At 45.2% G+C, this 13,322-nt stretch carries 8 protein-coding genes; 6 read left to right on the plus strand and 2 right to left on the minus strand.

All coding sequences use genetic code 11. The annotated features are described in order from the left end of the window. The first annotated feature begins 7 nt into the window (after window positions 1-7). Window positions 8-1,753 (plus strand): ABC transporter ATP-binding protein, encoded by a 1,746-nt coding sequence (locus AC3ITG_RS14055; RefSeq protein ID WP_489254088.1) that lies wholly within the window; start codon window positions 8-10, stop codon window positions 1,751-1,753. Next, window positions 1,750-3,519: an ABC transporter ATP-binding protein gene (locus AC3ITG_RS14060; RefSeq protein ID WP_489254089.1), complete on the plus strand. Its 1,770-nt coding sequence runs from the start codon at window positions 1,750-1,752 to the stop codon at window positions 3,517-3,519. Before AC3ITG_RS14055 ends, AC3ITG_RS14060 begins: the two co-directional genes overlap by 4 nt. 104 nt (window positions 3,520-3,623) lie before the next feature. On the opposite strand, the gene cyoE is transcribed toward AC3ITG_RS14060, so the two are convergent. Further along, window positions 3,624-4,547 (minus strand): heme o synthase, encoded by a 924-nt coding sequence (gene cyoE, locus AC3ITG_RS14065; protein WP_413379633.1) that lies wholly within the window; start codon window positions 4,545-4,547, stop codon window positions 3,624-3,626. A gap of 397 nt (window positions 4,548-4,944) precedes the next feature. Between cyoE and AC3ITG_RS14070 the strand changes: the two genes are divergently transcribed. The 4 genes from AC3ITG_RS14070 to AC3ITG_RS14085 all read left to right on the plus strand — a co-directional run bounded on the left by AC3ITG_RS14070 (window position 4,945) and on the right by AC3ITG_RS14085 (window position 11,347). Beyond that, a complete protein-coding gene (locus tag AC3ITG_RS14070; RefSeq protein WP_489254090.1) occupies window positions 4,945-5,874 on the plus strand; it encodes an NAD(P)/FAD-dependent oxidoreductase in 930 nt (309 codons plus the stop codon). Between the two features lie 249 nt (window positions 5,875-6,123). Continuing rightward, window positions 6,124-9,369 carry a bifunctional cytochrome P450/NADPH--P450 reductase gene (locus tag AC3ITG_RS14075; RefSeq protein WP_489254091.1) on the plus strand — a complete coding sequence of 1,082 codons (3,246 nt, stop codon included), beginning with the start codon at window positions 6,124-6,126 and terminating at the stop codon, window positions 9,367-9,369. Between the two features lie 219 nt (window positions 9,370-9,588). Beyond that, on the plus strand, window positions 9,589-9,903 hold the full coding sequence (locus AC3ITG_RS14080) for a hypothetical protein (RefSeq protein ID WP_413378218.1): 315 nt from the start codon (window positions 9,589-9,591) through the stop codon (window positions 9,901-9,903). A gap of 226 nt (window positions 9,904-10,129) precedes the next feature. Next, the gene (locus tag AC3ITG_RS14085) at window positions 10,130-11,347 is read left to right on the plus strand and encodes an MFS transporter (protein WP_076288315.1); all 1,218 of its coding nucleotides are present in this window, start codon (window positions 10,130-10,132) and stop codon (window positions 11,345-11,347) included. A 269-nt stretch (window positions 11,348-11,616) separates the two neighbouring features. Here AC3ITG_RS14085 and AC3ITG_RS14090 read toward each other — a convergent pair whose 3' ends face one another. Beyond that, window positions 11,617-13,119, minus strand: a complete 1,503-nt coding sequence (locus AC3ITG_RS14090; protein ID WP_489254092.1) for a carboxypeptidase M32 — start codon at window positions 13,117-13,119, stop codon at window positions 11,617-11,619. Window positions 13,120-13,322: the final 203 nt, after the last annotated feature.

The following is a 13,322-nucleotide window of genomic DNA, read 5'->3' on the forward strand; positions in this document are numbered from 1 at the left end:
AGGGGCCATGCCCAAAACAGAGAAACGCTCCATGTCCTGGCTGCTGCAATATCTAAAACCCGTTAAAGGCCGATTGGCCTTGCTTATGGTGATGTTGCTAACGTCAACGGGACTGCAGCTCCTGAATCCACAAATTATCAAACGATTCATTGATACGGCCGCAAGTGGGGGAGTCCTTTCTAACCTGTTCCAGCTTGCCGGATTGTTTCTGGTTGTTGCCGTCGTAAATCAATTGATTACAGTAGCCGTAAGTTATCTAGGTAACGATGTGGCGTGGCGGGCAACAAACCGATTACGGGGAGATCTCCTGAAGCATTGTCTGCGTCTGGATATGCGGTTTCATAATGTGAAGACACCGGGAGAGATGATAGAACGGGTGGATGGTGATGTAACGAGTATCTCCAACTTCTTTGCCATGTTCATTGTGCAAGTGGTTGGGAGCTTTGTATTGCTTGCCGGAATCCTCGGATTTATGTTCAGCGTAAACGTACCGATTGCAATTGTCATGACGGTGTTTACATTGTTATCGATTCTGTTTATGGTGTTCATTCGGAATCTGGGAGTAAACTCTTCCAAAAATGAGCGGGAAGCGAGTGCATCCTTGTTCGGATTAATTGAAGAGCGTATTGCGGGAATTGAAGATGTTCAAGCGAACGGGCATGTCCCGTATGTGATGAATCGCTTTTATCGTTCGATGCGTGTTGTATTTCAAAAAGGAAGGAAAGCCTGGCTGCTTCGGGTTATTCCATGGAATACGACAGTCATTCTGTTCGCACTTGCAGTCACGGCAGTACTTCTGCTCGGTGTTCATTACTACATGCAAGGCATTATCAGCATCGGAACACTGTTTCTGATATATCAATACACACAGATGCTTAATGATCCGATTGAGATGTTGGGCGATCAGGTTCAAGAGTTTCAGAAGGCGAAATCCGGCATGCTTCGTTCGAGAGAGCTGTTGTCTTTGCGTAGTGAGATCGAAAACGGAAGAGAGGATAAGCTGCCAGAAGGGCCGCTTGGTCTGGAATTCAAGCAGGTGAACTTCAGTTATAACGAGGATAAACCTGTATTGCAAAATATTAACTTTGCCATTAAACCTGGCGAACGGCTTGGCATCATCGGTCGTACAGGTAGCGGCAAGTCTAGTCTCAGTCGTGTGCTTCTGCGCCTGTACAATCTGGATAGCGGAACAATCCGTGTGGGTGGCAAAGATATTTCAGAGCTTACCTTGCCTGCACTTTACCGCAGGGTTGGTATGGTTACGCAGGATGTACAGCTGTTCGATGGTACGTTGCGAGACAATTTAACCCTGTTCAACCAGGATGTCTCGGATCAGATCATTAAGGAGACAACGGATCGACTTGGGTTAAGTCATTGGATTGAATCACAGCCCTCAGGGTTGGACACTCATCTGAAGGCAGGCGGTTCTTCATTGTCCGCAGGGGAAGCTCAATTGTTTGCCTTGACGCGAGTATTTCTGACTGAACCTAGCCTGGTTATTCTCGATGAGCCTTCCTCACGGCTGGATGCCGCTACAGAGAGCATGCTTCAGTCTGCCATTGATCAGCTGATGAAGCAATGTACCGGAATTATCATTGCACATCGCCTGGCTACTTTGGAAAAGGTCGATCAGATTATGGTATTGGGTGATGGCAAGGTACTGGAATTCGGAGCCAGAGAAGAACTCGCCAGCGATCCGACGTCACATTATGCCAGATTGCTGATTACGGGGCGAGAGGAGGAATTGGCGTGACTGTAACAGGATTTATAGGCCGTTTGTTTCGATTCCGGCCTTTTCTATTTTTGATTAACGGATTGTCATGGTGTATATTTCATTCTTTGCCGTTGGCAATAGGAATAGGGATGCAGTGGTTCTTTGACCGGGCAACGGCGGGTTCCAGTGATTATATGTGGCTCGCAGCTCCGCTGATCTTCATTGCTTTGATCAGAGCGACAAGAGTAGGCACGTTTTTTGCCGCATTCTATGCATGGATCACGTATATCTACCATATTCAGGCCATTCTGCGTACCAATATGCTCGCTGGGATTATGCGCTGGCCAGGACGTAATCTGCCAGCTTCACCGGGGGAGGCGATGAGTCGCTTTCGGGATGATGTGGATGAAGTGGTTGAGTATGTGGAATCCTGGGTGGATTTTTGGGGAAGGCTCGTGTTCGCCATTGTATCCATCGTCATCATGGCGAACATTAACTGGAAAATCACTCTCGTTGCGGTATTGCCGCTGGTAGTCGTAACGTTGCTGAATAACTTGTCTGGTAATCGGGCTCGTCGATATGCTCAAGTCAATCGTGAGTCCACAGGGCGAATCACCAGTTTCATTGCCGAAACCTTTGGAGCGGTGCAGGCACTGAAACTTGGGCAGGCAGAAGAACATGTCTCTACTCGTTTTAACAAACTGAATGAAGAACGTCGTCAGGCCGCACTCCGGGATAATCTGTTCAAACAGTGGATGAGATCACTTAATCAGCATGTTATGAGTATTTGTACAGGTCTCATTCTTCTGATGTGTGCAGCCGAGATGAAATCAGGCAATTTCACCGTAGGTAATTTTGCCTTGTTCACCAGTTATCTTGCCAATATTGGCTTTAGCATTTCATTGTTTGGCTATATGGTATTCCAGCATAAACGGCTCAAAGTATCTTTTGATCGCATGCGAACCCTGTTTCGTCCTGGTGAGGAAGACCGGATCATGGATTTCAGAGAGACTTATCTGAATGAAGATCCGCCTGAGCTTCCTAATGAACAGAGAGATCCTAAAGAGAAGCTAAGAGAGCTGGAGATCAGCAATCTGGCGTACCAATATCCTCATTCTGCAAATGGAATACAGGATATCAGCTTCCGTGTGAAGCGGGGACAATTTCTGGTCATCACTGGACGGATCGGTTCTGGCAAGTCGACACTGGTCCGCACACTTCTGGGACTGCTGCCCAAACAGGAGGGCACGATTCGCTGGAATGGTAAAGATGTAGATCCCGCTACCTTCCTGATGCCGCCTAGAGCAGCATATACGCCGCAAGTACCTCGACTGTTCAGTGATACGCTGAAAGAGAATATTGTTCAGGGTAAACAGGGCCGTACGGAAGTCGCACTTGCAAAAGCCATACGCTTGGCTGTAATGGATAAGGATATTCAAAACCTGGATCAAGGACTCGAAACGTCCGTAGGTCCAAGAGGTGTCATGCTGTCTGGTGGTCAGATTCAGCGCGCAGCAACTGGGCGTATGCTGATGACGGAAGCGGACTTGTTCATCTTCGATGATCTGTCCAGTGCACTGGATGTGGAAACCGAGCAACAGGTCTGGGAAGGTTTGTTCCAGGAGCCAGATGTCACATGTATTGCGGTGTCTCACCGTAGAGCAGCACTTGCCAAGGCAGATCATATCATTGTCATGAAGGATGGACGAATTGAGGCCGAGGGCAGCTTATCAGAATTGCTTGCTACAAACGAAGAGATGCAACTACTTTGGCAAGGTGAGCAAACACCGGTTAAAGTGGGATAGGATAAGATATATGATATATAACAAATGAAAAAAGCCGTACAGATAACTCTTTTCGAAAGAGTTAAGATCTGTACGGCTTTTATTATTGCTCATTGGGTCAATCTTTATTTGATCAGTTGTGCAATCAATGAATAAGCAATGATGACCAGGAAGATAATCGTGATGTGGTTAATGGAGAAAATAAACATTTTATGTGACCATTTCTTGGTTTCTTTCTTATCGAAAGTTGCCACACTAAGAATAAGCCAGGCCAAGCTTACCAGAAACGCAACAATGGCAATGAACGGACTCATCGGCCAGAACAAGAAGCTGGAGAATAACAACAATACCAGATAAACATTCGTCTGGATGTATGTCCGTCTGATTCCTTTTACGACAGGAAGCATGGGAACGCCAGCCGCTTTGTATTCATCGAATCTCCGGATGGCAATGCCATAGAAGTGAGGCATCTGCCATAACAGCATAGTAACAACCAAAGCCCAAATTTCATAGTGACCCAGCTCTGGTGAAATGGCTGCCCAACCAATGAGTGGAGGAACAGCGCCTGAAAGACTTCCTACTTCCGTATTGTATACCGTTGTCCGCTTGGTCCACATCGTATAAGGGAACACGTACAGCAACAGTCCCAATATGCCGAATACGGCAGCCGAAGGGGAAGCGATATACAACATGATGCCTCCGATAATCGTAATGGCAATACCGAGGATCAATCCTGTTTTGGTATCTACACGACCAGTTACCGTCGGACGTGTTTTGGTGCGTTCCATGATCGCATCGATATCCCGATCGTACAAATTGTTAAACACCCCGGCCGCTCCGATAATCAGGGAAGACCCGATGACAGAAAGGATAATGGGTACAATATTAGCTAAAATGGATGCATCAAATACATACAAAGCCAAACTTAAACCGGCAAACATGGCGATCAGATTGGATTTGATGATTCCGATCTTGATCGTATCAAAGAATACTTTCGGAATCGAGCTAGTATACTCCAGGTTGATTTCGGGCCGTGACCCTTTATTCAATGTTTTCAAGAACTCACTTCCTATATCTATACTTATATATCTCGTGGTTTTATTATAGCATCCAATACACTATGTGAATTAATTAACGATTTAGTATTTAAAATAATGTCATTTGATTGTGAACAATTTAAAAACAAGGTTTTTTTTAATTGTTAAAAATGATTTTCTGTGATACAGGTCATTGAAACCTAATAGCAGCGATAACAAGAAAAGAATATTTTTCTTGCATGTTGAGTTTTATTTGTTTATTGTAGATATAAGAGATATTTAATAGTATTGAGTGATCTCCTCTTGTATTGTTGCTATTAGAGAACAGCTGCAAGGGCAAGATGTAATCAGGATAGACCTTTTTTTTGAAATGATAAAGGACATTGAATATCTGGAAAGGGTGTTAAATATGAATCAAAAGATGGATGTATTAATTATAGGCGGAGGACCAGCGGGTCTTAATGCTGCACTTGTACTAGGACGAGCTCGCAAACATGTTGTGGTCATAGATGATGAACGCCCGCGCAATTGGGTTACGCGTGAAACACACGGTTTTCTGACGAGAGATGGCGCAAGTCCACGTGAATTTCGGAAGGTTGCGAAAGAACAGATTAGCGCTTATCCGTCCGTTCATTTTGTAGGGGACACAGCGACCTCAGTGACAGGAACAGATGGCGACTTTCAAGTTACAACGGCCCAAGGAGAAGTCCATCGTACGAAGAAAGTGTTGTTCACAGTAGGAAAAAAAGACCTTCCGCTGGATATTAAAGGGTTGACAGAGGTATATGGCAAGAGTGCTTTTGTCTGTCCTTATTGCGATGGTTGGGAATTAAGAGATCAACGGCTTGTCATCATTGTTAATGGAGCGAAGGCATTTCATATGGCCAAGACAATTTCCGGCTGGACAAGCCAGTTTACCATTTGCACGAATGGACCTGATGAATTAACGGATGAGCAGCGGGAGGAATTGAAGCAGCATGGTGTTCCGGTATGGGACTCCCCGATTCGATCCATTGAATCAAGCGATGGGATGGTGCAAAAGGTTGTGTTAGAGGATGGCACCGAATTCTCGTGCACGGGAATTTTCTTTGGACCGAAACTAACGGCTGGATCAGAACTTCCGCAGACGATAGGCTGTGAGGTTACGGATGCGGGTACAGTCGTTGTAGATGATTTCGGTAAAACGACCGTAACAGGTGTGTTCAGCGCTGGAGATGCAGCATCGGAGTTGTACCAGGCCATTACTGCGGCGTCCCTTGGTGCATTAACCGCTGTAACCATCAACAGTGAGCTAAATATGGAGGCTTGGGATGAGCGCGGTAAACATTTAAACCCGTAGAATAACGATGTACAGTTTCTTCTCCAGTACTTTGCACAAACAATAAGTCAACATAATAGATCAGATCAAAAAGGGGATTGCAAACGCAATTCCTTTTTTGTGTTAGTAGATCTTCTGCGTCGCTAAGTGTACTAGTTCTGACCGTTATTGGTATAAGCCCAATATTTGATTTTCATTCGATAACGGTTTATTATTGTATCAAATGATAGATAATACTATCATTTTAGACTCTGGGAGAGGGTGTTTAAAATGAGTATTGCAACTAACGTTCCACAGCCCAAAATGTATGGACCACTCGGGAATCTGCCCTTGATTGATAAAGAGAAACCAACATTGTCCCTTGGACAGCTAGCTGAGGAGTATGGACCGATATATCGACTGTCCGTTCCTGGTTATTCCGGATTGATCGTATCTGGCCCAGATCTGGTGGCTGAATTATGTGACGTATCTCGTTTTGATAAATTTATATACAATGAACTCGAAAATGTACGTGCCTTTGGAGGTGATGCTTTATTTACAAGCAGAACATCCGAGCCAAACTGGAAAAAGGCACATAATATTTTGCTTCCCACCTTTAGTAAACAGGCGATGAAGGGTTATCATCCGATGATGGTCGACATAGCCGAACAATTGATAAACAAATGGGCACGTTTGAATTCTAACGACACCATTGATGTAGCAGACGACATGACACGACTTACGCTGGATACCATTGGGCTGTGCGGTTTCAATTATGGATTTAACAGCTTTTACAGACAGGACCACAGTCCTTTTATCGAAAGTATGGTTCGTGCATTAAATGAAGCTATGCAGAAAAGCTCGCGCTTGAAAATCCAAAATCTGCTGATGGTGAAAACCAAACGACAGTTCGAGGAAGACATCCAAACGATGTTCTCATTGGTCGATCAGATTATTGAGGAACGCAAAGCAAGTGCTGCTCCTGAAGAGGTTGACTTGCTCGCTCGTATGCTGAATGGCAAAGATCCTGAAACCGGAGAAACGCTGGACGATGAGAACATTCGGTATCAGATTATTACGTTCCTCATTGCCGGACATGAAACGACGAGTGGTTTGTTATCTTTTGCCCTTTATTTTTTGCTGAACAATCCAGAAGCACTTCAAAAGGCCTATGATGAGGTGGACCGGGTATTGGTGAGTGACTCTCCACAGTACGAAGAAATCCTTCAGCTTCCTTATATCCGCATGATTCTTAGCGAATCGTTGCGTCTATGGCCAACCGCTCCGGGATTTGACGTTTATGCCAAAGAAGACACCGTCATAGGTGGCAAATATCCACTGAAAAAAGGGGAGAGCTGCAGTATTCTTCTGCCTCAGCTTCACCGTGACAAAGGCGCCTGGGGAGAGGATGCTGAGCTATTCCGCCCGGAACGTTTTGAAGATACGACTCAAGTGCCTCACCATGCGTATAAACCGTTTGGCAATGGGGAGAGAGCGTGTATCGGCATGCAGTTTGCTTTGTATGAAGCAACCCTTGTGCTCGGTATGGTACTTAAACATTTTGAACTGGTAGACTATAGCGACTATAGATTGGATGTGAAACAAACGTTAACGTTAAAACCAGGCGATTTTCGGATACAGGTGAGAGCACGCACAGTTTCACCCATACTGAGTACATCTGTTGCCCACTTGAATGAGAAGCCGAATCAGGTTATTCATACAAATGTAGCTGGTCACGGCGCTATGAAGGAATCGATGACCACTACAGAGGATGTTAATCCAACAATACTGGTCCTATACGGCTCCAACCTGGGGACGGCAGAAGGCATTGCCAGAGCGTTTGTAGAGAAAGCCCGTTCCTATGGAATTCCAAGCAAAGCCGCAACATTGAATGAATGGGTTGGCCGCTTGCCCAAAGAGGGGATCGTTCTCATCGTGACAGCATCGTATAATGGCAAACCTCCGCAAAATGCAACGGCATTTATGGAATGGTTAAAGGAAGCGGAGTCAGAGAAGGTGCACGGTGTGACCTATGCAGTGCTGGGCTGCGGGGATCGGAGCTGGTCCGGTACATACCAGAGCATTCCTCGAATGGTCGATGAGAAGCTTGCGGGCTTGGGAGGCAACAGGCTGTTACCTCGGGGAGAAGTCGATGCAGGCGGGGATATGGAGAAACAAGTGGAAGAGTGGCAGCGGGTGTTGTGGCCTCAGATGTTAAACACATTGGGAATCAGCGAGGAATCTATGGAATACTCCTCACGAAGTACACTTCAAATGGAATTTGTTCGCGAGAAAGCCGATCTACCACTTGCACGAACCTACAATGCCAGCTATGCCACTATAGTGGTAAATGAAGAGCTTCAGGCAATGGATAGTGGGCGGAGTACACGTCACATTGAGATGCTGCTGCCTGAAGGCATGACCTATAAAGAAGGCGATCATCTTGGCGTATTGCCACTAAATACAAATGAAATCCTGAATCGAATCCTTCATCGTTTCGAATTAAAAGGAGAGGTTCAGATCCAATTAACTTCGAACGAAACACAGTTGACACATCTTCCTTTGAACCGTCCTGTTCAAGTGAATGAGATGCTCCGTTCCTGTGTTGAGCTGCAAGCACCTGTTACAAGAGCGCAGTTGCAAGAGTTGGCCAACCATACGGTGTGCCCGCCTCATAAGCGTGAACTGGAGGCGATGCTGGAAGAAAACAACTACAGGGAACATATACTTGAAAACAGAACTACCATGCTGGAATTGTTGGAAAAGTATGAGGCCTGTGAACTGCCGTTCGAAAGGTTCCTTGAACTGTTGCCTCCACTCAAGCCCAGGTATTACTCCATCTCCAGCTCTCCAAACTTCAATGCCAAGCAGGCGAGCATAACAGTGTCCGTTGTGAGAGAGCCTGCTTGGAGCGGCAACGGTGAATTCCGTGGTGTAGCTTCATCCTATCTGGCCGATTGCCAGACGGGCGAGAGTATTCTGATGTTTGTACGTACGCCAGAATCCGGATTTGAGCTGTCGGAAGAGCCGGATGTTCCAATTATTATGGTAGGTCCAGGGACAGGTGTTGCACCATTCAGAGGTTTCCTCCAGGCCAGATCTGTCCTGAAAGAGAGGGGATTACCACTGAGTGAAGCACATTTGTTCTTTGGGTGCAGGAATGATTCGGATTTCATATATCGTCAACAACTTGAACAATACGAACAGGCGGGCATCGTCAAGCTGCATACGGCTTTTTCACGTGTTGAGGGTAAGCCCAGAAATTATGTGCAGCATCTGTTGATAGAGGAAGCCGAGCATTTGCTTCATTTGCTTGATGCCAAAGGGAGAATTTACGTATGCGGGGATGGGAGCCAAATGGCTCCCGCCGTGGAGGAGACTTTGCGGCAAGCATATCAGAACGCAAAAGGAGCAACCCTCCAGGAGGCAAAAGATTGGCTCAATCAGCTTCAGTCGGAAGGGCGCTACGTCCAGGATGTATGGGCAGGTAAACGAGCCGTTGGATCGGCTAAGGCTCTGTACGTTGAGACAAATTAAGATGGAGGCGGCGATAATCCGCCTTTTTCTTATATTATAGGAAGATGTGAGAAGAGAAAACATCGTATGTGTTCACATCAATTAAGTTATATACTTAAAAATCAAATAATAGTTCACATATTTTACATCGAATATTTTCACTATATGACAAATATTACATTTTAATAGAAGCCTGTCATATATGATAGAACTGTACTCCAAAACGAAAGGAAGATGAAGATGAAAAAGAAACTTATGGTCGGTCTTTTAACTGTTGTTGCATGTTTCACGCTAGGCTCTACATCTTTTGCAGCTAGTGTACCTTCAACTTCAACAAGTAGTTTACCAGAAAGTACACAAGTAGTTCCTTACGCACAAAAGTATATAACCTGGCAGACCATTCTACCCAAATCTCAATTCCCAACGCTTGCTGATATCCCTATGACAGCAAGTTATAATGTTGATCCGTACTGGGGAACACTTACATTAAAATCAGTCGATGGTCAGACTGGCTATACGTGGACTGTTACCTATGAGGGTTATGTCAACTATTAATCAATTAATCATTGAATAATGCTACCTATCCGAAAAACAGCCGCTGATCTGGAGTTTCTCATCCAGATCGGCGGCTGTTTTAATTTGGCTGATACGATCTCTTGACAAAGAAAAATTTTTGACGCAATATAATAAATAAACTTTATAAAGTATATAAATAAAGTGGTTTAACCAGCATTCTTATCTTCATTTACTTTTAATTTATATGCAGGGAAGGGATCTATTTATGGCAACTTGGTTTCTTATCATTATCTACCTTGCGTTTATCAGTCTGGGGATTCCGGACTCCCTACTAGGTTCAGCCTGGCCCGTTATGTGGCCTGAACTTGGCGCTTCGTTTGGGTCAGCAGGAATCCTGTCAATGGTCGTTGCAGCGGGAACCATCGTTTCAAGCTTGGCAAGTGGCACGGTGATTCAAAAATGGGGAACAGGCAAGGTTACGTTAATTAGCTGTTGTCTGACTGCCGGAGCACTCCTTGGATTTTCCTTCGCCCCTTCATTGGTGTGGCTCGTCATTCTTGCCATTCCGCTCGGTCTAGGGGCCGGCGCCGTTGATGCTGCACTGAATCATTATGTCGCAGAGCACTACAAGGCACACCATATGAACTGGCTGCACTGTTTCTGGGGTGTTGGCGCGACGTCAGGGCCGATTATTATGTCATATTACATTGCGGAACATCATTCCTGGAGAAGCGGCTATACAGCTGTAGCTGTCGTCCAGTGCTGCCTCGTCCTTATTTTGTTTGCCACGTTGCCGTTGTGGAAGCGTGTGGCTGCAAGTCGGGAGCGTGCGAGTCTGAACAACGAATCAGATCATGTGCAAGCAGACAACACGTTAGTACAGCATGAGGAGAGACCCGAACGGAATGTATTGAAGATTAAGGGAGTCAAAAACTCACTGATTGCATTTCTGTTTTATTGTGGCGTGGAGACGACGGTTGGTTTATGGGGAGCCAGCTATCTGGTAGGAGCAAGAAACATTTCGGCAGAAACGGCTGCGGGATGGATCTCCTTATACTACGGTGGTATTACGATGGGCAGGTTGATAACAGGCTTTATCACGTTAAAAATAAAAAATCGGGTGTTAATTCTGGCGGGTCAAGTGACTGCCATTGTGGGCGGAATCATCTTGCTGCTTCCATTATCCATTTCGTTTGCGCTGGCTGGATTTATGCTAATTGGATTGGGGCTTGCACCCATCTATCCCGGACTTCTTCATGAAACTCCAGCTCGATTCGGCAAAGCGAATTCTGCCCGATTGATGGGATACCAGATGGCACTGGCATACACAGGAACTACATTGCTTCCTCCGCTTTTTGGCGTTCTTGCTGCGAAAACCAATATCGGATTTTTCCCGCTGGTTGTACTTGTTTTCCTTATCCTAATGCTGGCCAGCTCAGAGCAAGTGAATCGTATTTTGAAAAAGAGGATTCTAAATGGGTAGAGCTGGTGGGGAGCAACAGGGACAGCACCTGGTCATGAAATTGTGAGATGAAGAAAAGGGAGAGCTTAACATGCTATCATTAATATTGTTATGTTTGATCGTATATGTGGGGGCATATGGATGTCTGGCTGCGTCCAAGCAGCCCATGGATGTAAAACCTGTGCGGTCGTTCGATGATTTCTTCGAGTAAGCGATACGATTTTCCATTTAAAAAATAATATACAAAAAAAGCGAGGAACAACTCTCGCTTTTTTTGTTGTGCAGAATCATTACAGTTCATAGAGCTGCTCATATTTATCCGTTAAGTAACGAATCAATGGAGCGGTATCAATACTTTTTCCGGTGATGGACTTAATTAGCTCGTCCGCCGATCTTGATTTACCAAATTGATGAATATGAGTTGTCAGCCATCCGGTAATCGTCTCGATATGATCTGATTCAATCAAATGATCATAATCAGGAAGTTCGCGGCGGATGACTTTGTGTATCTGTGCTGCATAGACAAACCCGAGTGTATAGGAAGGAAATAATCCAAATCCGGCGCTCCAGTGTCCATCCTGTAAAATACCTTCCAGATGAGTCGGGGGACGAATACCCAGATATTCCTCATATTTATCATTCCATGCTTCAGGCAATCCTTCGTAATCCACTTCTCCAGCAATAATAGCTTGTTCCAGCTCATACCGAATAATTAGATGCAGGTTGTAGGTGAGCTCATCGGCCTCAAAACGGTTAAACGTTGGTTTTACTGCATTTAAGGCAAAATAGAAGTCATCCAAACTCACATTGCCAAACGTTTCAGGTTTGATTTTTTGCAAAATAAAATAGTTATTTTCCCAGAAGCCCTTGTGTCTGCCAATGAATTTCTCGAAAAAGATCGATTGGGATTCATGAATGCCGTACGAAGTGAAGATGCCAAGTCCGGTATGTATCAGGTTGGGGTCAATATTCTGTGTATAGAGCGAGTGACCTCCTTCATGTAATGCACTCCACAATGAAACGCGAACGTCATTTTCAACAAATTTGGCTGCGAGCCGTGCATCGTAAGGATTGATGGCAGAACTGAATGGGTGCACGGTTGCACCGAATTGCCCGGCATCAAAGTCGTAGCGAATGGCTTGTAACAGCTCGATCCCAAGCTGCCGCTGCTGTTCAAGTGGGAAGGGATGAGTGAATATGGATGTGTCCGGTTGTTTAGCGGAAGATGTGACACGACGGATTAGCGGTATTAGAGCGGATTTCAGCTCACTGAAAATGCGATCCAACGTTACCTTATCCAGGTCAGGATCAAACTGCTGCACGAGTGGATCGTATGCATGCTGATCGTATCCCCAGTATCCGGCAAACTTCAAGCTTGCATCGAAGATCTGTTTCAAATGCGGAGCGAAAATGGAAAAATCATTGGCAGCTCTGGCTTCCAGCCAAGCGGCGTTTGCAAGACCTTGCTGCTGTACAAATGCCTGATATTCCTCTATTGGAATGGCACTCCAGCGTTTATACGTTTTCCAATGCTCTGCAATAATTCGCTTGGATAGCTCATCAAGGTCCTCTTGTTGTGCTGCTTCCTCTAATCGCAAACCGAAATCAGCATCGGTCTGTAACTTGAAAAGTTCTCCAGCCAATGTAGCTTTGGCTCGTGCGGCGTAGGATGCGCCCTTTCGAGGTGCCCCTGTGCGAGCATCCCAGGCAAGCAGGGTTTGTACCTGTTTATAATGTTCGACCTTCTCGATATGTGCCGCAAGTGCAGCATCCAAGCGTTGTATCGTTGTCATGTTCGTGACTCCTTCCAGATAAAGGATGAAATTTAAGTTGTATATTACCATCGGAATAGTTGGAAGTACAGAGAATCACGCTTTTTTCGTAGATTACAAAAAATGAATTAACACATTACGATTGCTTATTTTACAAAAGACCTCTGTTCCCTTAGCCTGAAAATACCAATTTTCACTAATCCGACATGAACACTTGTATATCA

The sequence above is a fragment of the Paenibacillus sp. GL_099_B genome, from assembly GCF_057835695.1.

Bases quoted from the DNA above. Each gene is read 5' to 3' on its own strand.
- AC3ITG_RS14055 (WP_489254088.1), top strand. From the start codon at position 8: ATGCCCAAAACAGAGAAACGCTCCATGTCCTGGCTGCTGCAATATCTA.
- AC3ITG_RS14070 (WP_489254090.1), top strand. From the start codon at position 4,945: ATGAATCAAAAGATGGATGTATTAATTATAGGCGGAGGACCAGCGGGT.
- AC3ITG_RS14075 (WP_489254091.1), top strand. From the start codon at position 6,124: ATGAGTATTGCAACTAACGTTCCACAGCCCAAAATGTATGGACCACTC.
- AC3ITG_RS14080 (WP_413378218.1), top strand. From the start codon at position 9,589: ATGAAAAAGAAACTTATGGTCGGTCTTTTAACTGTTGTTGCATGTTTC.
- AC3ITG_RS14085 (WP_076288315.1), top strand. From the start codon at position 10,130: ATGGCAACTTGGTTTCTTATCATTATCTACCTTGCGTTTATCAGTCTG.
- AC3ITG_RS14090 (WP_489254092.1), bottom strand. From the start codon at position 13,119: ATGACAACGATACAACGCTTGGATGCTGCACTTGCGGCACATATCGAG.